This is a genomic window from Actinomyces sp. HMSC08A09 (assembly GCF_001807465.1).
In the GTDB taxonomy this organism is placed as follows: Bacteria; Actinomycetota; Actinomycetes; order Actinomycetales; family Actinomycetaceae; genus Actinomyces; species Actinomyces oris.
In genome coordinates, this window is record NZ_KV789147.1 from 12,544 (window position 1) to 32,373 (window position 19,830).

Annotated in this window: 17 protein-coding genes and 1 tRNA gene; 9 read left to right on the forward strand and 9 right to left on the reverse strand. The window is 67.3% G+C overall.

The genetic code is table 11. The features are described 5' to 3' along the window. Complete coding sequence (locus tag HMPREF3165_RS10395; protein ID WP_070513214.1) at positions 1-1,527, forward strand: polyamine aminopropyltransferase; 1,527 nt, start codon at positions 1-3, stop codon at positions 1,525-1,527. 97 nt (positions 1,528-1,624) lie between these two features. On the opposite strand, the gene HMPREF3165_RS10400 is transcribed toward HMPREF3165_RS10395, so the two are convergent. The 3 genes from HMPREF3165_RS10400 to HMPREF3165_RS10410 all read right to left on the reverse strand — a co-directional run bounded on the left by HMPREF3165_RS10400 (position 1,625) and on the right by HMPREF3165_RS10410 (position 3,651). After that, complete coding sequence (locus tag HMPREF3165_RS10400) at positions 1,625-1,984, reverse strand: hypothetical protein (RefSeq protein WP_004564706.1); 360 nt, start codon at positions 1,982-1,984, stop codon at positions 1,625-1,627. 55 nt (positions 1,985-2,039) lie between these two features. Further along, positions 2,040-2,549: a flavodoxin family protein gene (locus HMPREF3165_RS10405; protein ID WP_070513217.1), complete on the reverse strand. Its 510-nt coding sequence runs from the start codon at positions 2,547-2,549 to the stop codon at positions 2,040-2,042. Between the two features lie 193 nt (positions 2,550-2,742). Further along, a complete protein-coding gene (locus HMPREF3165_RS10410; RefSeq protein ID WP_004564708.1) occupies positions 2,743-3,651 on the reverse strand; it encodes a KPN_02809 family neutral zinc metallopeptidase in 909 nt (302 codons plus the stop codon). A 150-nt stretch (positions 3,652-3,801) separates the two neighbouring features. Between HMPREF3165_RS10410 and HMPREF3165_RS10415 the strand changes: the two genes are divergently transcribed. Continuing rightward, the gene (locus tag HMPREF3165_RS10415) at positions 3,802-4,857 is read left to right on the forward strand and encodes a quinone-dependent dihydroorotate dehydrogenase (protein ID WP_004564709.1); all 1,056 of its coding nucleotides are present in this window, start codon (positions 3,802-3,804) and stop codon (positions 4,855-4,857) included. A gap of 43 nt (positions 4,858-4,900) precedes the next feature. On the opposite strand, the gene HMPREF3165_RS10420 is transcribed toward HMPREF3165_RS10415, so the two are convergent. After that, positions 4,901-5,509, reverse strand: a complete 609-nt coding sequence (locus HMPREF3165_RS10420) for a DUF3043 domain-containing protein (RefSeq protein ID WP_070513220.1) — start codon at positions 5,507-5,509, stop codon at positions 4,901-4,903. Between the two features lie 41 nt (positions 5,510-5,550). On the opposite strand from HMPREF3165_RS10420, the gene HMPREF3165_RS10425 reads away from it, so the two are divergent. Then, a complete protein-coding gene (locus HMPREF3165_RS10425) occupies positions 5,551-6,939 on the forward strand; it encodes a dipeptidase (protein ID WP_070513223.1) in 1,389 nt (462 codons plus the stop codon). A gap of 40 nt (positions 6,940-6,979) precedes the next feature. Further along, entirely contained in the window at positions 6,980-8,230 is a 1,251-nt protein-coding gene (locus tag HMPREF3165_RS10430) for a glycerate kinase (RefSeq protein WP_070513225.1), read from the forward strand. A 43-nt stretch (positions 8,231-8,273) separates the two neighbouring features. Here the strand turns inward: HMPREF3165_RS10430 and HMPREF3165_RS10435 are convergent, their stop codons facing one another. The 5 genes from HMPREF3165_RS10435 to HMPREF3165_RS10455 form a co-directional block, all read right to left on the reverse strand. Beyond that, complete coding sequence (locus HMPREF3165_RS10435; protein WP_004564713.1) at positions 8,274-9,287, reverse strand: LacI family DNA-binding transcriptional regulator; 1,014 nt, start codon at positions 9,285-9,287, stop codon at positions 8,274-8,276. 196 nt (positions 9,288-9,483) lie between these two features. Next, entirely contained in the window at positions 9,484-10,413 is a 930-nt protein-coding gene (locus tag HMPREF3165_RS10440; RefSeq protein WP_070513228.1) for a sugar ABC transporter permease, read from the reverse strand. A 27-nt stretch (positions 10,414-10,440) separates the two neighbouring features. Further along, on the reverse strand, positions 10,441-12,015 hold the full coding sequence (locus HMPREF3165_RS10445) for an ABC transporter permease subunit (RefSeq protein WP_070513230.1): 1,575 nt from the start codon (positions 12,013-12,015) through the stop codon (positions 10,441-10,443). Positions 12,016-12,105: 90 nt separating this feature from the next. Continuing rightward, positions 12,106-13,392 (reverse strand): sugar ABC transporter substrate-binding protein, encoded by a 1,287-nt coding sequence (locus HMPREF3165_RS10450; protein WP_083303293.1) that lies wholly within the window; start codon positions 13,390-13,392, stop codon positions 12,106-12,108. Positions 13,393-13,504: 112 nt separating this feature from the next. Further along, positions 13,505-14,731 (reverse strand): glycosidase, encoded by a 1,227-nt coding sequence (locus HMPREF3165_RS10455; RefSeq protein WP_070513233.1) that lies wholly within the window; start codon positions 14,729-14,731, stop codon positions 13,505-13,507. A 189-nt stretch (positions 14,732-14,920) separates the two neighbouring features. On the opposite strand from HMPREF3165_RS10455, the gene HMPREF3165_RS10460 reads away from it, so the two are divergent. The 5 genes from HMPREF3165_RS10460 to def all read left to right on the forward strand — a co-directional run bounded on the left by HMPREF3165_RS10460 (position 14,921) and on the right by def (position 19,762). After that, on the forward strand, positions 14,921-16,240 hold the full coding sequence (locus tag HMPREF3165_RS10460) for a deoxyguanosinetriphosphate triphosphohydrolase (protein WP_070513355.1): 1,320 nt from the start codon (positions 14,921-14,923) through the stop codon (positions 16,238-16,240). 68 nt (positions 16,241-16,308) lie between these two features. Further along, positions 16,309-18,324 (forward strand): DNA primase, encoded by a 2,016-nt coding sequence (gene dnaG / locus HMPREF3165_RS10465; protein WP_070513236.1) that lies wholly within the window; start codon positions 16,309-16,311, stop codon positions 18,322-18,324. 50 nt (positions 18,325-18,374) lie between these two features. After that, positions 18,375-18,941 carry a hypothetical protein gene (locus HMPREF3165_RS10470; protein ID WP_070513239.1) on the forward strand — a complete coding sequence of 189 codons (567 nt, stop codon included), beginning with the start codon at positions 18,375-18,377 and terminating at the stop codon, positions 18,939-18,941. A 90-nt stretch (positions 18,942-19,031) separates the two neighbouring features. Next, a tRNA-Asn gene (locus HMPREF3165_RS10475) sits at positions 19,032-19,106 on the forward strand. Between the two features lie 164 nt (positions 19,107-19,270). After that, entirely contained in the window at positions 19,271-19,762 is a 492-nt protein-coding gene (gene def / locus HMPREF3165_RS10480) for a peptide deformylase (RefSeq protein WP_070513241.1), read from the forward strand. Positions 19,763-19,830: the final 68 nt, after the last annotated feature.

Below are 19,830 nucleotides of genomic sequence, written 5' to 3' on the forward strand. Positions count from 1 at the left end.
ATGACCCACGGCCGAATCGGGCGACGGGAGAACGTCGCCCTGTTCACTGCGGCGCTGCTCGCCGCGATCGGCGGGCTCATCTACGAGCTCATCCTGGGCACGGCCGCCTCCTATCTCCTGGGCGACTCCGTGCTCAGCTTCAGTCTGGCCACTGGTATCACCCTGTTCGGCATGGGCATCGGCTCGCTGCTGGTCAACCGCTTCCGTGCAGCGCCGGCAGTCGTCTTCGGTGTCAGCGAGGTGCTCCTGGGCCTCATCGGTGGCAACTCCGTCCTCCTGCTGTACCTGGCCTTTGGGCGCACACGCCTGCACTGGGTGGTCTTCGGCGGTATCAGCCTGACCATCGGCATCCTCATCGGCCTGGAAATCCCGCTGCTGGTGCGGACCTTCGCCGCCTTCGGGCGCCGCTCGACCAGTGAGCTGCTCGGCAAGGTCATGGCCATCGACTACTTCGGCTCCCTGGTGGCCTCCCTGGTCTTCCCCCTGGTGCTCCTCCCACAGCTCGGCCTCATGCGCGGGGCCTACCTGGTAGGCGCCCTCAACGTCCTGGTCGCACTGCTCGTCCTGCTCCAGGTGCGCACACCGCGCAAGATCCTGTGGGCGGCCACCGCCGCCGTGGTGGCACTGGTCGGCATGTTCGCAGCCGCCAACCGCATCGAGCGCAGTGTGGAGGCGCTGACCTACAACGACCCGATCGTCTACTACCAGCAGACCGCCTACCAGAAGGTCGTCCTCACCCAGTACCAGGATGACCTGCGCCTGTACCTCAACGGCCAGCTCCAGTTCTCCAGCCTGGACGAGGCCAGGTACCACGAGACTCTGTCCGCCAGTGCCATGACCTCGGTGAAGGATCCCGCCCACGTGCTTGTGCTCGGCGGCGGTGACGGTCTGCTGGCCCGGGAGATCCTGCGCTACCCCAGCGTCACCGACGTCACCATCGTGGACATCGACCCTGATGTCACCGAGTTGGCTCGGAATAACCGCCTGCTCAAGGACCTCAACCACGCCTCCCTGTCCGACCCCAGGGTGAAGGTCGTCAACGACGACGCCTTCACCTACGTCCAGGACTCCAAAGCGACCTACGACGTCGCTCTCATCGACCTGGTCGACCCCTCCAACGAGAAACTCGCCAAGCTCTACTCCACCGAGTTCTATCGGAACATCGAGGCGCGGCTGGCACCCGAGGGCGTCATGGTCACCCAAGCGACCTCCACCTTCTTCTCACCCCACGCCTTCTCCACGGTGGCCAGCACCGTCGCCGCCGCTCAGCCGGATCGACAGATCCTGCCCTTCTCCACCAATGTCCCCTCCTTCGGGGAGTGGGGCTTCGTGCTGTCCACCAGGACGCCGCAGAACCTCATCAGCCAGCCACTGCCCCAAGGCCTGACCTACCAGGACCGCAAGACCCTGGAGTTCATCATGCGAACCAAGCCGGCCCGCACCGAGTTCATGGAGCCCTCCACCCTCCTGCATCCGCGGATCGTCGAGGTCTACAACCAAGACATGCGGCAGTGGCGCTACTACTGAACCACTCAGGGAGAGGCGGCGAAATCGGCTCGGTCTGAAGAACTCCGGAGGCGACTTCGCCGCTGCGCTCTTATCGCACCGAGTTGGCCGCCTTACCTCATCTCAGGATTCTGATGGTCAGCCAGGCCGCGATCCCAGCGATCACCACACAGCTCATCAGGGACACGATAACCGCCATGCCGAGGATGAACAGATAGAACATCGACGTCAGCGTTGCCAGCCAGATGAGTGTGACACGAGCAGCGCGAGGAAGGGCTGTCACCAGGCATGCCCCGGCTGCGACGATCACCAGGCCGCTGACGGCGAAGCTCATGAAGCCGGGGTCAGTGACGCTGACCGACTCGAGCGTCCCTCCCCAGATGATGATGAGGAGACCGCAGACGGCCAGGCATGCTCCGGCGATGTCTCGTCCGCTCAACTGCAGCCGGGACGACTTGTCGCGGTTCGTTGCTGTCATGTTGTTGTTTTCCTTCCGATGATGAGATGCGTAGTTGTCGCCAAGACGTCTGTCGTTATCTGGTGTTCGCCGAAGCCGCGAGCTCGCGTCCCCAGCTGTGGGCGTCGGACTCCTGGCCGCTGGCCAGCGGGCCCTTGCTCGCCGTGACCACGAAGCTTCTGACCGACACCGTCCGCCGACCCTGCCGCCGCTGTAGCGTCTTGGCAATCGCCTTGGCCGCAGAACCGCTGAGCCAGCCCTTGGAGATGACCGTGTCAAAGGCCGCGGCGTCGATGGATGCCGGGATTGCCACGGTCTCCAGCCACTCGCCGATCCCAGGGGAGGCCTCTTCCGACGCCGCCTGCTCACGGGCCTTGGCCCGCGTGGTCGTGGTCGGCAGGCGCCGGTTGTGGGTGGGAGCTCCCAGGGCGAGTAGATCCAGGTCCGAGGGCAGGGCACTCGGAGCCCGGGCAACGTCGATGACCTGAGCCTCGATGCCGCCCTCGATCAACCCGGCGGCGACGGCCTCGGCGATGGCCCGAGTATTGCCGAAGTAGGACTCAACAACGATGAGCGCCCTGGTCATGGTGTCCTCCTGAAGGCTGGTACCGGCGATGTCACTGGCGACGTGTGCGTCATGAACCCACTGTCAGGTGTGACGCCACGTCGCACGCAAACGGGGCCCGCCGCTCTCAAGGCGGCGGGCCCCGTCAGACCGAGAGGATCGGTGGGGAGGAAGGACGAGCCGGGGCGACGAACGGCGTCGCCCCCGGCGTGTCTCAGAGCTGGGAGGCGTCGACGGCGAAGGTGTTGCAGGCCTGCACTGAGCCGGAGTTCATCCCGGTGGTGAACCAGCGCACGCGCTGCTCGGAGGATCCGTGGGTCCACGTGTCGGAGTCGACGTGCCCCTTGGCCCGCTCCTGGATGTGGTCATCGCCCACGGCCTCGGCCGCGCCCAGCGCGCCCTTGATCTCCTCACTGCTGGGACGATTGAGGAAGGGCTTGCCGGTGTCCGGGTCGGGGGTGGAGGAGGCGTGGTTGACCCAGATCCCCGCGTAGCAGTCCGCCTGGAGCTCCAGTCGCACCGAGTCCGACGTCGCACCGCTGCCCGAGCGGTCGGCCTTGGCCATCTGCCCGGTCAGGTGCTGGATGTGGTGGCCGAACTCGTGGGCCACGATGTACTCCTCCGCCAGGGGCGTGTCAGCGGCCCCCAGGGAGCGCTCCATCTCGGAGAAGAAGCTCATGTCCAGGTAGACCGTCCGGTCCCCTGAGCAGTAGAAGGGACCGACCGCCGAGGAGGCGTTGCCGCAGGCCGAGGAGATCTGGGTGCCGTCCCACAGGACGAACTCGGGCTTGGCGTACTTGAGCCCCGCCTGGGCGGGAAGCTGCTCGGTCCACACCGCGTCGAGGGACTCGGCGGTGGCCACCATGCGGCACTGGGTGTACTTGTTGGCACTGTCCCCGCTGGTGCAGACGGAGGTGTCGATCGATGAGGCCGTCGACGTCGTCGTCCCGGTCTGCTGCTGCGCCCCCAGCATGGAGGTCAGGTCCACTCCCGTGAGCTGGGAGATGAGCACGACGGCGATGACGGTCAGGATGGAGCCGCCACCGATCACGGCGCCCCGACCTCCGCCGGAACGGGTCTGGACCCGGTTGGGGTCGAGCTGGATATCGCGGTTGAAGGACACTGGCCACCTCTGAGAACACGCCTGCAATGAGGCTCGGACGAAGCCCACGCTACCGTGACACCGTCACCGGTGCGAAGCGGGGACACAGAGGAGAATAATGGCGGGATCCTGCACAGTCCCTGGAAGGCCTGGTCGGGGTAGCCTGATGCCGTGCTCTACGACCTGCTGTACAAGACCGTGCTGACCCGTATCGACCCCGAGCTGATCCACGACGTGTGCCTGGACGCGATCGAGATCACCGGCAAGGTTCCCCTCGTCAGGGACGTGGTGCGCCAGATGTGGGGGCGCAGGCCGGTCTTCCCCGTGCCCTCGGCCAACCAGGGCGGTCCCTTCGCCCGACCCGTGCCAGGCATCCTGGGGCTCGCAGCGGGCATGGACAAGGAGGGACAGGCCGTCGAGGGCCTGGACATGCTCGGCTTCGGCTTCATCGAGGTCGGCACCTTCACCGCCCACCCCCAGGGCGGCAACGACAAGCCCCGCATGTGGCGCTACCCGCAGATGCGCGCCGTGCGCAACCGCATGGGCTTCAACAACTCCGGGGCGGATGAGGCCGCCAAGCGCCTGCGGGCACTGCGCCGCACCCCTCGAGGGCGATCCATCGTCGTCGGCGCGAACATCGGCAAGACCAAGGTGACCCCGCTCGAGGAGGCGGTGGAGGACTACCGCTACTCGGCCGCGGCAGTGGCCCGCTGGGTCGACTACCTCGTTGTCAACGTCTCCAGCCCCAACACCCCCGGGCTGCGCAGCCTGCAGAGCGTTGAGACGCTGCGACCGATCCTCGAGGCGGTGCGCGAGGCCGCCGACCGCGCCGCCAGGCGGCACGTGCCGCTCCTGGTCAAGATCGCCCCGGACCTGGCTGACGAGGACATCGACGCGGTTGCGCAGATGGTCCTGGACATGGGCCTCGACGGGGTGGTGGCCACCAACACGACCATCGACCACGACCTGGGGGAGGGCGGCCTGTCCGGCGCCCCACTTCTGCCCCGCGCCCTGGAGGTCGTGCGCCGCCTGCGCCGCGGGCTGGGGCAGGAGCCCACGATCATCGGCGTCGGAGGCATCTCCTCCGTCATGGACGCCGAGCTCATGCTCGACGCGGGTGCGGACCTGCTTCAGGCCTACACGGCCTTCATCTACAACGGTCCCGCCTGGCCGGGGCGCATCAACCGGGCCCTGGCCACGGGCTCCGCCGCCCGGGCGACTGCCTGAGCCCCGGGCGACCGGGGCCGCCCCACAGCGGCCCCGGAGCGGATCAGGAGGGGTACTGGCCCCGACTGACCAGGGCGGCGGGACGGCGCCAGCGCCGCAGCATGAAGCAGCGCGACATGATGTAGAAGAGGATCGTCCCCTCGTCCTTGACCTTCTCCTGACCGAACTTTGCGATGAGGCGGCGGCGCAGGCGCGCCCAGCACCAGACGGCGTCGGCGATCGCCAGAAGCAGGTAGCCGTTCATCGCCAGCACTGTGTAGAAGCTGACGAGCGGGTAGTGGGGCAGGATGCGGCTGAATCCGAAGGAGATGATGAGCAGGACGAAGATGAGGGGCATGAAGTACTCGCCCAGGTTGAAGCGCGCATCAACGAAGTCGCGGATGTAGCGCTTGATCGGCCCCTTCTCACGGGAGGGAAGGTACTTCTCCTCACCGGTGACCATGGCCTCGTTCTGGCGCTTCCAGGCGGCGTCACGGGCCGCTCGCGCCTCCCGCTTGGCGGCCGCACGGTCCTTGGGGACCACGGGGTGCAGGTTCTTGGCCTGCTGGTCCTTACGCCGGGGCGTGGGGCGTCCCTTGCCTCCGGGCTTGGGGGAGGGCTCGGCCACGGGCTCCGGCTCAGGGGTCTGGCTGCGCTTCTTGAACAGGCTCACGGTGCCAAGACTAGCGGCAGCGGCGCGATACCCTGAAAACCATGATCACCGTTGATGCCGTGCGCACCGCCGTGCACACCTCCATGCCCACCATCGTCTCCGACCTGACGGATCTGGTCGCGATTCCCTCGGTCTCCGCCTCCAGCCACGACCAGTCTGAGGTCCAGCGCTCCGCCGAGGCCGTGGCCGCGCTCCTGCGCGACAGCGGTCTGGATGCCGAGATCCTCTCGGTGCCCGCCCCTGACGGCACCCCCGGTCGGCCCGCCGTCCTGGCCCACAAGGCCGGCCCCCAGGGCAGCCCGCACGTCCTGCTCTACTCCCACCACGACGTCCAGCCCGTCGGCGACCCGACCGGCTGGGACCAGGCCGACCCCTTCACCGCCGAGCGGCGCGGGGAGCGGCTGTTCGGACGCGGAACCGCTGACGACAAGGCCGGCGTCATCACCCACGCCCACGCCCTGCGCATCCTGGCTTCCCTGGCCGACGGCGAGCTGCCCTGCTCCGTGACGGTCTTCATTGAGGGTGAGGAGGAGGTGGGCAGCCCCTCCTTCGAGAACTTTCTGACCACTCACCGCGACCGCCTGGCCTCCGACGTCATCGTCGTGGCCGACTCCTCCAACTGGAAGGTCGGCATCCCGTCCCTGACCACCTCGCTGCGCGGCGTCGTCCAGGTTGACGTCCGTCTCGACATGCTCGACCACGCGCTTCACTCCGGCATGTACGGCGGCCCCGTGCTGGATGCCGCCACCGCCATGTGCCGACTGATCGCCTCCTGCCACGACGACGCCGGTGACGTCGCCGTGGCCGGACTGGTCAGCCGGTCCCAGGCCGACGCCGACTTCCCCGATTACCCGGAGGCCGACTTCCGCGCCGACGCCGGCATTCTCGACGGCGTCGAGCTCTCCGGCACCGGTGACCTCACTGCCCGGCTGTGGACCAAGCCCTCGCTGACGCTCATCGGCATGGACGTCACGCCCCTGGAGCTGGCCGGCAACGTCCTGACCCCCTCGTGCACGGCCCGGCTTTCGCTGCGCATCGCTCCTGGACAGGATCCGGCCGCGGCCCAGGAGGCCCTGGTCGCCCACCTGGAGAAGCACGTGCCCTTCGGGGGCCGGCTGACCGTCACCGGCCGTGAAGCCGGGCCGGCCTTCGACGGCTCCGAGGTCACGCCCGCCTCCGAGGCCGCTCACTGGGCCCTGTCCACCGCCTGGGATACCGAGGCCGTCAATATCGGACAGGGCGGCTCCATCCCCTTCATCGCTACCCTCAAGGAGACCTTCCCGGGTGCCCAGGTGCTCGTCACCGGGATCGAGGACCCCGATACTCGCGCCCACAGTGAGAACGAGTCCATGCACCTGGGCGAGCTCGAGCACATCGTGGTTGCCGAGGCCCTCCTCCTGGCCCGTCTGGGCGGTGCCATCGACTCATGACGGCCAGTGCTCACCGAGACCGCAACCGGAGAACGAGCCCATGAAGGTTCTCCTCGCCCCTGGTGGCTTGTGGCCCGAGCCCGCTGGAGTGCCTTTGGCGGGCTCGGGAACTGGTCTTGCCCCGGGCCGGGTCGCCTCCTGTCTGGCGCGTGGCTGGCGGGCGGCGCGCCCCCATGACTCCCTGACCCTGCTGCCCATGGCGGACGGCGGACCGGGCTCGGCGCAGGTGATCGCCCCCGATCAGGTCGCCTCCCGGGAGGTCATTCAGGGGCGGGGCCCGCTCGGAGAGGTCAGAGAGGTCGACCTGGTGCGTCTGGTTCCCAGGCCCTCACGATCCGGGAACCGGCACCCCGCAGAAGCGAGCACCTGGTTCCTGGACGCCGCCCGTCTCCTGGCGCTTCCCTCAGATCCCGATGAGGCGGCCCAGGAGGCGCTGGAGGGCAGCACCTCCGGTTTGGGAGAAGTCATCGGTGCAGCCCTGAGCCGTACCGGCCCCGTGGACACGCTTGTGGTGGGGATGTCGCGCTCCGCCGTCCACGACGGGGGCCTGGGAGCCATCGATGCGCTCGGCGGCCTGCGAGCAGCCAAGGACCTGCTGTCGCATCGCAGCCTGGGACTGGCCCTGGCCGACGACATCTCCCTGGGAGGCATGAACGGTGCCGGGGCGGCACTGACGAGTATCACCTCCATCAGCCCGGAGCGGGCCCAGGAACTGGACCGCCGCGCCTGCGCCAAGGCAATGGAAAGCGTCAGGGCGGCCGAGGACCTCGATCCCGGTGGCCTCAATGCACGCAGGAGTCTGCCTGTCGTCTCTGCACTCGACGACGCCGGGCCGTCCGCCTCTGCGCACGCGGCGGACTCGGCAGGGACGGCTCGCCTGAGCGTGTCGACCTGGGGGACCGGGGCGGGCGGGGGCAGCGCCCTGCTGCTGCGGGCCCTGGGAGCCTGGGCGCGGCCCGGGGCGCGAGTCATGGCTGAGCTCGTCTGTCTGAGCGAGGCCGCCTACGGGCAGGACCTGGTGGTCTCGGCCTGGGGAGAGCTCTACGACGTCCTGGCCGACGGCGTCGTGGGCGTCGTCGGCCAGCAGGCCGCCTCACAGGCACAGCCGTGCATCCTGGTGTGCGGGCGCTGCGCCGTCAGTCGCGGCGAGCTGGCCGCAACCGGTGTCACCAACGCCTACGGACTGCAGGAGGCTCACGCCGCCGAGCCCTGGGAAGCGACTGACTCCCACGGGCTGGAGGCACGGCTGGTAGACCTCGGCTCCCGGTTGGCCCGCACGTGGTCGCGCTGACCGGAGCACTGGCGTCAGCACACCGCTGCCGGCCAACCGGGGCTCAGTCGATGGGGGCCGCGGCGGTCGAGTCGCGCACGATGAGGTCGGGGGCGAAGAGCATCTCGGTGTCGGCCGGCCGCTGCCCGTTGAGCTGCGCGAGGAGCGTGGAGACGGCCGCCCGGCAGATGGACTCCACGGGCTGACGCACCGTGGTCAGCGGCGGGTCCGTCATGGGGATGAGTGGCGAGTCGTCGTAGCCGATGACGGAGACGTCATGAGGCACTGACCTGCCCGTCTGGCGCACCCCGTGGACCACACCCAGGGCCATGACGTCCGAGGAGCAGACGATGCCGGTGCAGCCCTGCTCCAGCAGGTGCAATGCTGCGCTGACCCCGCCCTCGTAGGTGTAGAGCGTCTCCACGATGCGCAGCGGCTCCTCGGGAAGGCCCTCGCCCATGGCGTCCTCGTAACCGGAGCGCTTGCGCTGAGCCGGCACCATGCGCATCGGCCCCATGGCCAGGCCGATGCGCTGGTGACCCAGGGCGATGAGGTGATCCACCGCGATGCGGGTCGCCCGGCGGTCATCGGTGGCGAAGCCCGGTGCCTTGATGGTCGGCGCGTTGCCGTTGATCGTCACCAGTGGTACGCCACGCTCACGCAGGCGCTGGTAGCGGGTCACGTCACCGGTGGTGTCCGCGTGGCGTCCGGAGACGAAGATGATGCCGGCGACACCGCGGTCCACGAGCATCTCGATGTACTCGTCCTCGCTGATACCGCCGGGGGTCTGGGTACACAGCAGGGGAGTGTGCCCGGAGGGTGCCAGGAGCTGTTCGATCTGCTGGGCGAACAGCGGAAAGATCGGGTTGCTCAGCTCGGGCACGATCAGCCCCATGAGACCGCGGGAGGTCTGGTGCACCGACTCGGGCCGCTCGTAGCCCAGGATGTCGAGCGCAGCGAGTACCTGCCGACGGGTCGAGTCAGCCACGTTGGACTTTCCATTGAGCACACGGGAGACAGTCGCGGTGGAGACGCCCGCCTGGTCGGCGATGTCAGTGAGAGTGAGTCTCTGTGGCATGAGTGAATCCTACGAAGAACGGTCAGGATGGAGGGGCTGACTCGCCTGAACCGACAGCGGAACGTCGCGTCCCTCGACTGACCATCATCGCAGTTCATGTCCCGTTTGTGGGAATCCGGGACGGTGAGGTGGCGCCGTCGGCCCCTGATTCCCGGCTGATGGGACGGGAAGGATGCGTCAAGGCGCCCGGCCCCGATCAGCCCTTGACCGCACCCGAGATCGATCCGCCGACGATATAGCGCTGCAGGTATTGGAACAGAGCGATCACCGGGGCCATGGTGAGGACCGCTCCGGCAGCGAAGATGCCCAGGTTGTTGGAGCGGTCGCCGACGAGCATGCCGTAGAGCCCCACTGCGAGCGTCTTCTGGGAGTTGTCGGTCAGAATGATCGAGCCCAGGAGGAACTCGCTGATGACACCCACGAAGGCCAGCAGGAAGGTGGTGGCGATGATCGGCTTGAGCGTGGGCAGAAGGATGATGTGGAAGACCTGCCAGTGCGTGCAGCCGTCGATGATGGCGGCTTCATCGAGCTCGCGGGGAATCGTGTCGAAGGTTCCCTTGATGAGCCACACCTGCCCCAGTGCTCCGCCCATGAGCGCCAGGCTGTAGCCGGCCAGGGTGTTGAGGCCGAGGAAGGGGACGACCTGGCCGATGTCGGAGATCATCGTGTAGATGGCGATCATGGACAGGATCGCGGGGAACATCATAATCAAAAGCAGGGCGAGCAGGCCGCCGCGGCGTCCGGTGAAGCGGAACCGGGAGAAGGCGTAGGCCCCCAGCAGGGACAGGAAGACCTGAGCGGTTGCCACCACTGTGCAGATGATGATCGTGTTGAGGTACCAGCGCAGGAATGGGCCTCGCGCTCCAGACAGCAGGTTCTGGTAGTTGACCAGACTCACCTTGGTTGGGATCAACCCGGTGGATGCCACCGTGCCCAGGGGGTTGAGAGAGGCGGAGATGACGTAGAGGACGGGGAAGGCTGCGAAGACCAGGGCGATGACGCCGACGACGTGTCTCCAGCCGATCTCCCGGAACCAGCGTGAGAACGGCATGTGATTCTCGATGACGACGCTGTCCTCGGAACTGTTTGATGCGGACCGGGACACGGGCTGCGATGAGGTGCTCATGATGATGTTCTTTCCGAGGTCGGCTGGTCAGTTGACGTCTTCGAGCTTCTTGGTGGCTCGGAACTGCAATGCGGCCAGGACGCCGGTGACGGCGAACAGGACCACGGAGACGGCCGAGGCGAATCCGAAGTCCGAGCCGGCACGGCCGAAGGCGATGCGGTAGACCATGGAGATGAGGATGTCGGTTCCGCCGCGTGTGTACTCCCCGGCCGGGAAGGGCCCACCCTCGGTCAGCAGCTGGATGGCATTGAAGTTGTTGAAGTTGAAGGCGAAGGTGCTCACCAGCAGAGGGGCGACGGCGACCAGGAGCAGTGGGGTGACGATGCGCCATGTGGCCTGCATGCCACTGGCGCCGTCCATCTTGGCCGCCTCCTTGACATCGCCGGAGATGGACTGCAGAGCGCCGGTGCACACGATGAACATGTAGGGGAAGCCCATCCACGTGTTGGTGAGCAGGACGGCGATCTTGGCCATGGTCGGGTCGGACAGCCACGGGATACTGAGGTGCATCATCCGATTGATGAGGCCGAAGTCCTGGTTGTAGAAGTTCGACCACACGAGCAGCGAGATGAAGCCGGGTACGGCGTAGGGCAGCAGGAGGAAGGAGCGGTAGAGCTTCTTACCCTTGATGCGATCATCATTGAGGGTCAGCGCCAAGAAGAAACCGAGGCCGAAGGTGAGCAGCACCGAGCCCAGGGCGAAGATGATGGTCCATGCGAAGGCCTTGAGGAACTGGGAGGCCAGGTTGCCCTCAGTGAAGAGCCGTGAGTAGTTGGCCAGCCCCACGTTCTGCTTCCAGGACTGGGCCAGCCTCTCTCCCTCGGCGTTGACGAAGTGCTCGGACAGCCCCACCTTCTTGACCGAGTAGACGTCCCCGGTGGCGGTGTTGGTAATGGTGTCGGAGGACTTGTTGTAGACCATCCGCTTGGTTCCCTCGAAAGCGGTCCGGATGCCCTGAACCTTGACCGTGGTCTTGTCCCTGAAGGGAACCGACATGGCGCTGATGTCCTCGTAGGCGGTGTTGATCTGCCTGGGAGACAGGATCGTGTATCCCTCCGCCTTGGTCACCACGCCGTTGTCGACGGTGACGGTGCTGGCGTCGACCTTCTCCAGCTTCTTCCCGTCACTTCCCCGCAGCACCTCCTTGGTCTGCGGATTGACGAGGAACAGTGAGAAGGGGCCCTTGGTGACGTCGCCGTCGGTCGCGACTGACAGACCATAGGTGGGAGAGTCCTCGGTGCGGACCATGGAGTTGTTGGTGATGGAGGCGATGGCCTCCTCCTTGTTCCCGCGATACCCGTCCCCGAAGTTCGTGAAGGAGGTTTGAATGGTCAGCACGATGGGGACGATGAGGAAGACGGTGAGGAAGAACGTGCCGGGGAAGAGGTACTTGGCGGGCACGAATCTCTTGGTCGAGTACAGCAGGAACATGGCCCCCGTGGTCAGGACGACGATTCCCAGCCACAACCACATCCGATAGGCGATAAGAAGTGGGACGAGGTAGATCGCTGCGACCAGCGTGAGGGACAGCACGATGATGCGACCGACGAGACCTCTGATGGTCGTGGTCTTCTCCCTCGGGGTGGTGGATGCGGACGTCATTATCTGCGGGTCCTTTCCAGAAGTGGGAAAGCAGTATGAGGAATAACCGGGTGCGTGGAGAAGCGTTCCGCTCTTCGGCGTCGAGGCGGTTTACGAGCCCTTGATCGACGCCTTGATGGTCTGGCCGACCCCGGTCATGGTGCTGGCGGGATCGGCCCCACCGACGATGTTGGCCTGAGCACGTCCAAGGGGTTCCCACACTGAGGACATGGCGGGGATCGCGGGCATGGGGTCGGCCTTGGCGGAGAGCTCCGTGAAGGTGACCATGTCGGGGTGCTCCGCCTTGAGCTTGTCCGCGAGGTCCTTCTGGGCCGGGGGCAGCTCGTTGGTGGGGAACATCGATGCCGCGAAGGTCATGTCCTTGGCCGCGTCGGCCACGAAGGTCTCGGCGAAGGCCTTGTTCTTCCCGTTGGAGGCGACATAGAAGCAGTTGACTCCGACGAAGGGGCTCGCCTGACTGTTCTTGATGTCTTTGAAGCCCGGAATCCGAGTGAGCTGGTAGTCGATACCGGCCTTCTTGATGTCCGCCAGGGCCCATGGCCCCGAGATGAGGTAGGGAGCCTTACCATCGGTGAACAAGGAAATGTGGTTGGCGGCCGTGACCGACTTCCTGAGGACTCCCTGCTGGCCGAGCTGGCGGATCTTCTCCGCGGCCTTGATGGATCCCTCCTTGCCGATACCGAGGTCATTGGGATCGTAGGAGCCGTCAGGGTTCTTGCCGAACATGTAGCCGCCGGCGGCGGTGTAGATCGGCTCCATGTTGTAGGCGTCGCCCTTCTCGTCGACGACCTGCGACAGGACGAGCTCGGTTCCGGCCGCCTTGCCGGCCTCGATCATCTCCTCGATGCTGGCCGGCTGCGTCACTGAGGTCAGTGCCTTGTTGACGAACAGGCCCAGGCACTCGACGGCGTAGGGCGTTGCGTAGATCTGGCCGTCGTAGGTGACCGCCTTGAGCGCGATGTCGGAGTAGTTGGATTCGGCCTCGGGGCTCAGAACAACCGGCCGGATCGCGCTGTTCTGCACCAGGTTGCCGATCCAGTCGTGTGCGCCGAGGACGATGTCAGGGCCGTTGCCGGCCTGGTTGGCGGTGATGAAGTTGGGCTGCAAGTCATTGGCGACGGTCTGGACCGCCACCGAGATGCCCTGCTGCTCGCCCCAGGTCTTGGCGATCTCCTTGAGGGAGTCCGCCTTCTTCTGATCCGCCCAGATGACCAGATCGGCATCGGAGTCGCCTGCCGAGGCGTCAGATGCCTGTGAGGCAGCGCCGCCCGAGGCCGCCGTACCCGCAGTATTGCGCGAGCCGGAGCAGGAGGCCAACGTTGGCACGGTGGAGGCCAGAGCGGCCATCGTCAGGAAGGATCGGCGGGTGGGTGCCACAGGGATTCTCCTTCGAATCAGATCCGCAGCGAGGAGTTCCTCGCCTGGCACCATAATTTAATCGGCTTATGTAAAGATTGCAAGAGACTAATGAAACTTGCATCCGTGTGCCCTAGGCAACGGTTGTGGCCTCCAGCCAGGTCGTCGTCGCCGGGGGCACGAGTAGACGCCCCTCCTCCTGGCGCAGGGGCTGGGAGGATAGGAGAACCTTGGCCTCGGCCGGCAAGGTGACGGGGGAGTCGGAGGTGTTGACGACGACCAGGACGCCACGCACCAGGAAGGAGAGGGTCTGGGGCGGGCACCACTCCAGCCCGGTGACGAAGGCCAGGGGAGCGCAGGCCAGGTTGTACTCGTGCCGCACGTGGCCCGCGTGGCGCACGGTCGCAGTCGGAGAGCCGAACTGAGAGGACTGCACCTGCGTGTGCTCAGCCACCATGTCGGCCAGCTCCAGGGGAGCGGTTGGCTTGTCGGAGTCGGACAGGGCGATCTCATCGCCCTGACGTAGGTAGAGCGAGCCGGGCAGGGCCAGCATCATGGCCTGCAGGGCGAGCCCTCGACGCAGCCGTTCATCGTGGTTGACGGAGTACCAGCGCTGCCCGTCGCCCGGATCCAGGTGCTCGGAGAGAATGTGGGGAGGCAGGAATCGCCAGGTGGGGGGTGCCCCGAAGCGGTCGTGCTCGTCCAGCGACCGGGTCAGGTGGGACGTGAGCGACTCGGCGTTCCACCGTGTCAGTGTCAGACAGTCGTCGCGCAAGTGGTGCACCCAGTCGTCCTGGAGGTGATGACGCAGTGACTCCGGGTAGTCGGCGGTCACGTCGGCACCGATGATGCCCTCGTCGACGTACTCGGCCAGCTGGCCGTGCAGCATGGCGCAGTAGGTGCTGAGTCGATCCAGCCGGATTCCGCTGGTGAGCTGGGGAGGCACGATCGTGCCCAGGTCGATGCCGGCCGCACCGGCCTGCAGGTAGGCTTCCGAACGGCGCAGCAGGTCGTCAGCGGCGCCTTCGAGACCGGTGACGAAGCCGGTGGTCTGCTTGGCGTAGGGGCCCGTGATCGGACCCAGCGCACCGGAGATGCGCACGATGGTGCGCAGCCCCTGCTCCCCGGCCTCGTCGATGAAGCGGCGGATCGAGTCCATCTCGGTGTCGATGTCGAGCAGGCTCGGACGGATGAGTACCGCGTCCATGTCCAGGTAGCGGGCGTGCTTGATGATGGGATCGGCGCGGTCCAGCTCGGCTGCTCCCAGGGCAGGTGAGGGAATCTCGTAGACCAGTGCGTGGCGCCACCACTCTTCCGGACCGTCGTAGGGCCGGTGAATGAGGGTTGTGGTGGTGGTCACGGCAGGTGTCTCCCTTCCACCGGGTGTGCGCCCGGGGACTTGACGTCCAAGAAGTGATTCATCGATGTGAGGAGGGTGCGTGGTGACCACAAGCTGGAGGGATCGGGTACCGGTGCTCCCCTGGGATGGTGTCGGAGGTGTCGGAATGGTGACGACCATGGTAACCCGCTTCTGCGCTACCTTGTGACCATGTCAGCGCAGAAATCTGGATCCGAACCTGTGCGTATCGACGGACGAGACGCCCTTGACCTGTCCGGGTACCGGGTGCAGGACGTGGAGCGCTTCGTTCACGAGCAGGCGAAGAATCCCCAGCGCACCCCTTTCGAACGCGACCGGGCCCGGGTCCTGCACTCCTCGGCGCTGCGGCGCCTGGGGGCCAAGACCCAGGTGCTGGGGCCCGCTGCTGACGACTTCGTGCGCACCCGGCTCACCCACTCCCTGGAAGTGGCGCAGGTGGGGCGCGCCCTGGGGCAGGCGCTGGGATGCGACCCCGACGTCGTCGACACCGCCTGCCTGTCCCATGACCTGGGCCACCCTCCCTACGGGCACAACGGTGAGAAGGCGCTCGACGTCGTGGCCCGCCAGATCGGGGGCTTCGAGGGCAATGCCCAGACCTTCCGGATCCTCACCCGGCTGGAGCCCAAGACCCTTGATGCGGCCGGGAGGCCGGTCGGCGTCAACCTGACGCGGGCCAGCCTCGATGCCGTCGCGAAGTACCCGTGGCTCAAGGGGAGGGGGCCGGGTGGACCGAGCGGGCGCAGTGCGCGCAAGTACTCCGCCTACGACGACGACGCCGAGATCTTCGCCTGGATGCGTCAGGGGGCCCCGGAGGGCAGGCGCTGCATCGAGGCACAGATCATGGACCTGTCCGACGATGTCGGCTACTCCGTCCACGACGTCGAGGACGCGATCGCCCTGGGACGCCTGGACCCGGCCTGCCTGACCGACCCCAAGGAGGTCGATGAGCTGCTCGGGGCCACGCGGGCCTGGTACGGCACCGACCTGAGCGCCGACGCCCTTGGGGCGGCTTTCGACAGGCTGGCCGGCCGGCCCTACTGGATCCGCTCCTACAACGGCTCGGTGGCCGACGCAGCGCATCTGAAGAACCTCACCAGCGAGATCATCGGACGCTTCGTCTCCGCGGTCGCCTCCGCCACCCGCCAGACCTACGGCGACGGGCCCTTGACTCGCTACGAGGCCGAGCTCGTCATCCCCGAGGAGACGGCCGCGGAGATCCTCCTGCTCAAGGGCATCGCCGTGCGCTACGTCATGGAGCCGAGGGAGCACGAGCCGGTTTACCTGCGCCAGCGCACTCTCATCTTCGACCTCGCCGACGTCCTCATGACCGGCGGCGGGAAGGGAATCGACCCGGTTCTGCTCGATGTCTGGCACCGGGCTGAGAACGACGATGCGCGCCTGCGGGTAGTGGTCGACCAGATCGCCTCTCTGACGGACACCTCCGCGCGGGCCTGGCACGCCCGGCTGTGCGGCATGTTCTCCGAGGTCTAGCTGTACTGGTCGGGGAGCCCCTTCAAGCCCTGGCGCAGGATGTCGGTGCCCTCGCCTACGATGGCCCTGTGGCGGGACTGATTAGACGTGAGGACATCGAGGCGGTGCGCGAGCGCGCCAGGCTTGAGGACGTCGTCAGTGAGCACGTGACCCTCAAGAGCGCCGGCGTCGGCTCGCTCAAGGGGCTGTGCCCCTTTCACGACGAACGCACTCCCTCCTTCCACGTCCGCCCCCAGCTCGGTTACTGGCACTGCTTCGGCTGCGGTGAGGGCGGTGACGTCATCACCTTCATCGAGAAGATCCACCACCTCGGATTCGCCGAGGCCGTCGAGTACCTCGCTGACCGCACCGGGGTCCAGCTGCGCTACGAGGAGGGCGGCGCGGTGCGGCGCGGGGTCGAGCCGGGCACTCGGCAGCGCCTCATGGACGCCAACCGCCTGGCCGAGGCCTGGTTCCGCGAGCAGCTCGCCACCCCGGAGGCCCAGCCGGGGCGGGACTTCCTCACGTCCCGGGGCTTCGACCGCCATGCCGCCGCGCACTTCGGCGTCGGCTACGCGCCCGCCGGATGGGACAACCTCGCCCGCTACCTGCGCAGCTCCGGCTACACCGAGGCCGAGCTGGTCGACTCCGGCCTGTGCAGCCGGGGCGGGCAGGACGGGCGCCGTGTCTACGACCGCTTCCGCGGCCGCCTTATCTGGCCCATCCGGGACGTCACCGGAGCCACCGTCGGCTTCGGGGCGCGCAAGCTCTCGGAGGAGGATCAGGGCCCCAAGTACCTCAACACCCCCGAGACCCCCGTCTTCCACAAGAGCCAGGTCCTCTACGGGCTGGACCTGGCCAAGCGGGAGGTCGCCCGCTCCCACCGGATCGTCGTCGTCGAGGGCTACACCGACGTCATGGCCGCCCACCTGTCCGGGGTGACCACGGCCGTGGCCACGTGCGGGACCGCCTTCGGCGCGGACCACGTGCGGGTCGTGCGCCGCCTGCTGGGAGACGTTGACGACCCGGCGGCGGGAGTGGTCACCGGTCAGGGGCGAGAGGCCCGCGGCGGCGAGGTCATCTTCACCTTCGATGGGGACGCAGCCGGCCAGAAGGCCGCCCTGCGTGCTTACGCCGAGGACCAGCGCTTCGCCACCCAGACCTTCGTGGCCGTCGACCCCGGCGGCCTGGACCCCTGCGACCTGCGGATGAAGGAGGGGGATCCGGGCATTCCGCGCCTGCTGTCCCGAAGGGTGCCGCTGTTCGAGTTCGTCATCCGCACCTCCCTGTCCCACCTGGACCTGGACACTTCCGAAGGACGGGTCCGAGGGCTGCGCTCGGCGGCGCCGGTGGTGGCCGGCATCCGGGACCGGGCGCTCAAGCGCGAGTACACCCGGCGACTGGCTGGATGGCTGGGCCTGCCTGACGCGGAGGTGCACGCCGCGGTCCAGGCCGCCGGCAGGCGAGGGGCGCAGCCCAGCGCGGGGCGGGGCGGCCAGTGGCCCGCTGATGAGACCGCCGGCCCCGATGCCGCGGCCCCCGTGCGGGGCCTGCCTCCGGTGACTGATCCTGTTGAGCAGCTCGAGCGTGAGGCTCTGGCGGTCATCATCCAGTTCCCGGTGGCGGCCAACCAGGCCGGTGCAGACGAGCTGGGGGCCGACTCCTTCGGCCAGCTCACCCACCGGGCCGTCTATGAGGCCGTCGCCGCCGCCGGAGGCACTGGGGAGGTGCCGGGGCTGGTCCAGCAGGCGGTGGCCGCCGGCATGGGGGAGCAGGAGGCGCAGCGCCGGGCCACGCTGCGTTGGCTCCAGCAGGTGCGCGACGGCGCCATCGGCCTGGTCGAGGCCGCCATCACCGAGCTCGCCGTGGCACCCCTGCCCCTGCCCACGATCCGGGGACGGGGCACCGAGGTGGACGCCTCCGGTCTGGAGCGCTACGCCAAGGGCGTGCTCGACTCCCTGGCCGTCATGGGCATCAACCGCCGGCTGGTCGAGATGCGCTCACGCCACCGGCGGATGTCGCCGCAGGAGGAGGGCTACCGCGAGCTGTTCTCCCAGATCGCCGCCCTCGAGCAGCGCCGCATGCAGATCCGGCAGGGGACCTGAGGCCGGGCGGCGGCCCACGTCGGCGAGCAGGTGCAGGTAGCCTGGCGGTCATGCCGATCCTGCGCCGTCGTCAAGGCACATCCACCCGCTCCACCGCTACGCTTCCGCTGGAGATGCGCGAACAGCTGCGCGAGCCCGCCCTGGGGGCCGTTCCCCTGGACGCGGAGGGCTCGACATGGGCGGTGGCCACGGCAAGCTCCCTGGTGGTCTTCAACGGGCGCAGCGGGCCCGAGACCCACCCCTGGGACGAGGTGGAGCAGGGGAGCTGGGACGGCCAGGACCGCGTCTTCACCCTGAGGTGGACGCAGCAGAATCGCAAGGACCTTGCCTTGAAGGTCCCGGCCGGAGTCAGCAACGGCGATGCCTACGCCTCAGCGGACGTGGCCCCCTTCGCCAAGGCCCTGCGCCAACGGGTCGAGGCCGCCATCATCCACAGCGCCGTGGCAACGCTCCCCAGTGGCGCCATGGCCACGGCCAGCGTGCGTCGGGGCAGTGATGGCGAGCTCTACTCCGTCACCCGGCCACTGATCTCACAGGTCGACGAGGCGGAGGATCGTCGCACGCTTCGAGAGCTGGAAAACCGCGTCCGTGAGGGTGTGGGCCTGCCCACACGGTAGGATGTCCTTGGAATATCAGCGTTTCCTGTGCTTCGCCGGATTCGACGCCGCCGCGGGATGTTGCTAGAGTTCACTGCGCGTCAAACGCATTCCTGCGTAGCTCAATGGCAGAGCATCCGACTGTTAATCGGACGGTTGCTGGTTCGAGTCCAGCCGCAGGAGCCACCAGGGGAGTCCTCGGTCGATCAGGCCGGGGACTCTTCCTTTTCACGTACTCGGCCCTGGGGCCAGGTGGTCTGTTCTCGATGGTGCCGGTGCGGTGTGCGAGCAGCAGATCACGAGATGGGTCGAACATGACCGCGTCGCTGCGGTCATGGGAGGATGCCGCCATGGCATACCGCGACATCCGCATCATCGGCGACCCGATCCTGCGCACCGAGTGCGACTGGATCACTGACATCGACGACTCCGTCAAGGCCCTGGTTGAGGACCTGCTCGAGACAGTCGATGAGGACGGCCGGGCCGGCCTGGCCGCCAATCAGATCGGGATCGGTCTGCGCGCCTTCTCCTGGAACATCGACGGCGAGATCGGCTACATCCTCAACCCCAAGATCGTCGAGGTCTCCAAGGAGGAGTACCAGGACGGGGACGAGGGCTGCCTGTCAGTGCCGGGTCTGTGGTTCCCCACGGAGCGGGCCTGGTACGCCCGTGCTGAGGGAGTGGACCTGGACGGCAAGGAGGTCGTCGTCGAGGGGGAGGAGCTCATGGCTCGTTGCATCCAGCACGAGTGCGACCACCTGGAGGGCCACCTCTACCTCGACCGTCTCGACCGCAAGAACCGGGCCAAGGCGATGAAGGAGCTGCGAGCGCAGGGACTGTAACGTCCCCAGGACGCAAACCGGGTGGGGCAACAGGTTGCGAGACCTGTTGCCCCACCCGGTTTTCAGCA

Coding starts and splice junctions, on each gene's coding strand:
- HMPREF3165_RS10395 (WP_070513214.1), top strand. CDS start 1: ATGACCCACGGCCGAATCGGGCGACGGGAGAACGTCGCCCTGTTCACT.
- HMPREF3165_RS10400 (WP_004564706.1), bottom strand. CDS start 1,984: ATGACAGCAACGAACCGCGACAAGTCGTCCCGGCTGCAGTTGAGCGGA.
- HMPREF3165_RS10405 (WP_070513217.1), bottom strand. CDS start 2,549: ATGACCAGGGCGCTCATCGTTGTTGAGTCCTACTTCGGCAATACTCGG.
- HMPREF3165_RS10425 (WP_070513223.1), top strand. CDS start 5,551: ATGATCACCGTTGATGCCGTGCGCACCGCCGTGCACACCTCCATGCCC.
- HMPREF3165_RS10430 (WP_070513225.1), top strand. CDS start 6,980: ATGAAGGTTCTCCTCGCCCCTGGTGGCTTGTGGCCCGAGCCCGCTGGA.
- HMPREF3165_RS10435 (WP_004564713.1), bottom strand. CDS start 9,287: ATGCCACAGAGACTCACTCTCACTGACATCGCCGACCAGGCGGGCGTC.
- HMPREF3165_RS10440 (WP_070513228.1), bottom strand. CDS start 10,413: ATGAGCACCTCATCGCAGCCCGTGTCCCGGTCCGCATCAAACAGTTCC.
- HMPREF3165_RS10445 (WP_070513230.1), bottom strand. CDS start 12,015: ATGACGTCCGCATCCACCACCCCGAGGGAGAAGACCACGACCATCAGA.
- HMPREF3165_RS10460 (WP_070513355.1), top strand. CDS start 14,921: ATGTCAGCGCAGAAATCTGGATCCGAACCTGTGCGTATCGACGGACGA.
- HMPREF3165_RS10470 (WP_070513239.1), top strand. CDS start 18,375: ATGCCGATCCTGCGCCGTCGTCAAGGCACATCCACCCGCTCCACCGCT.
- def (WP_070513241.1), top strand. CDS start 19,271: ATGGCATACCGCGACATCCGCATCATCGGCGACCCGATCCTGCGCACC.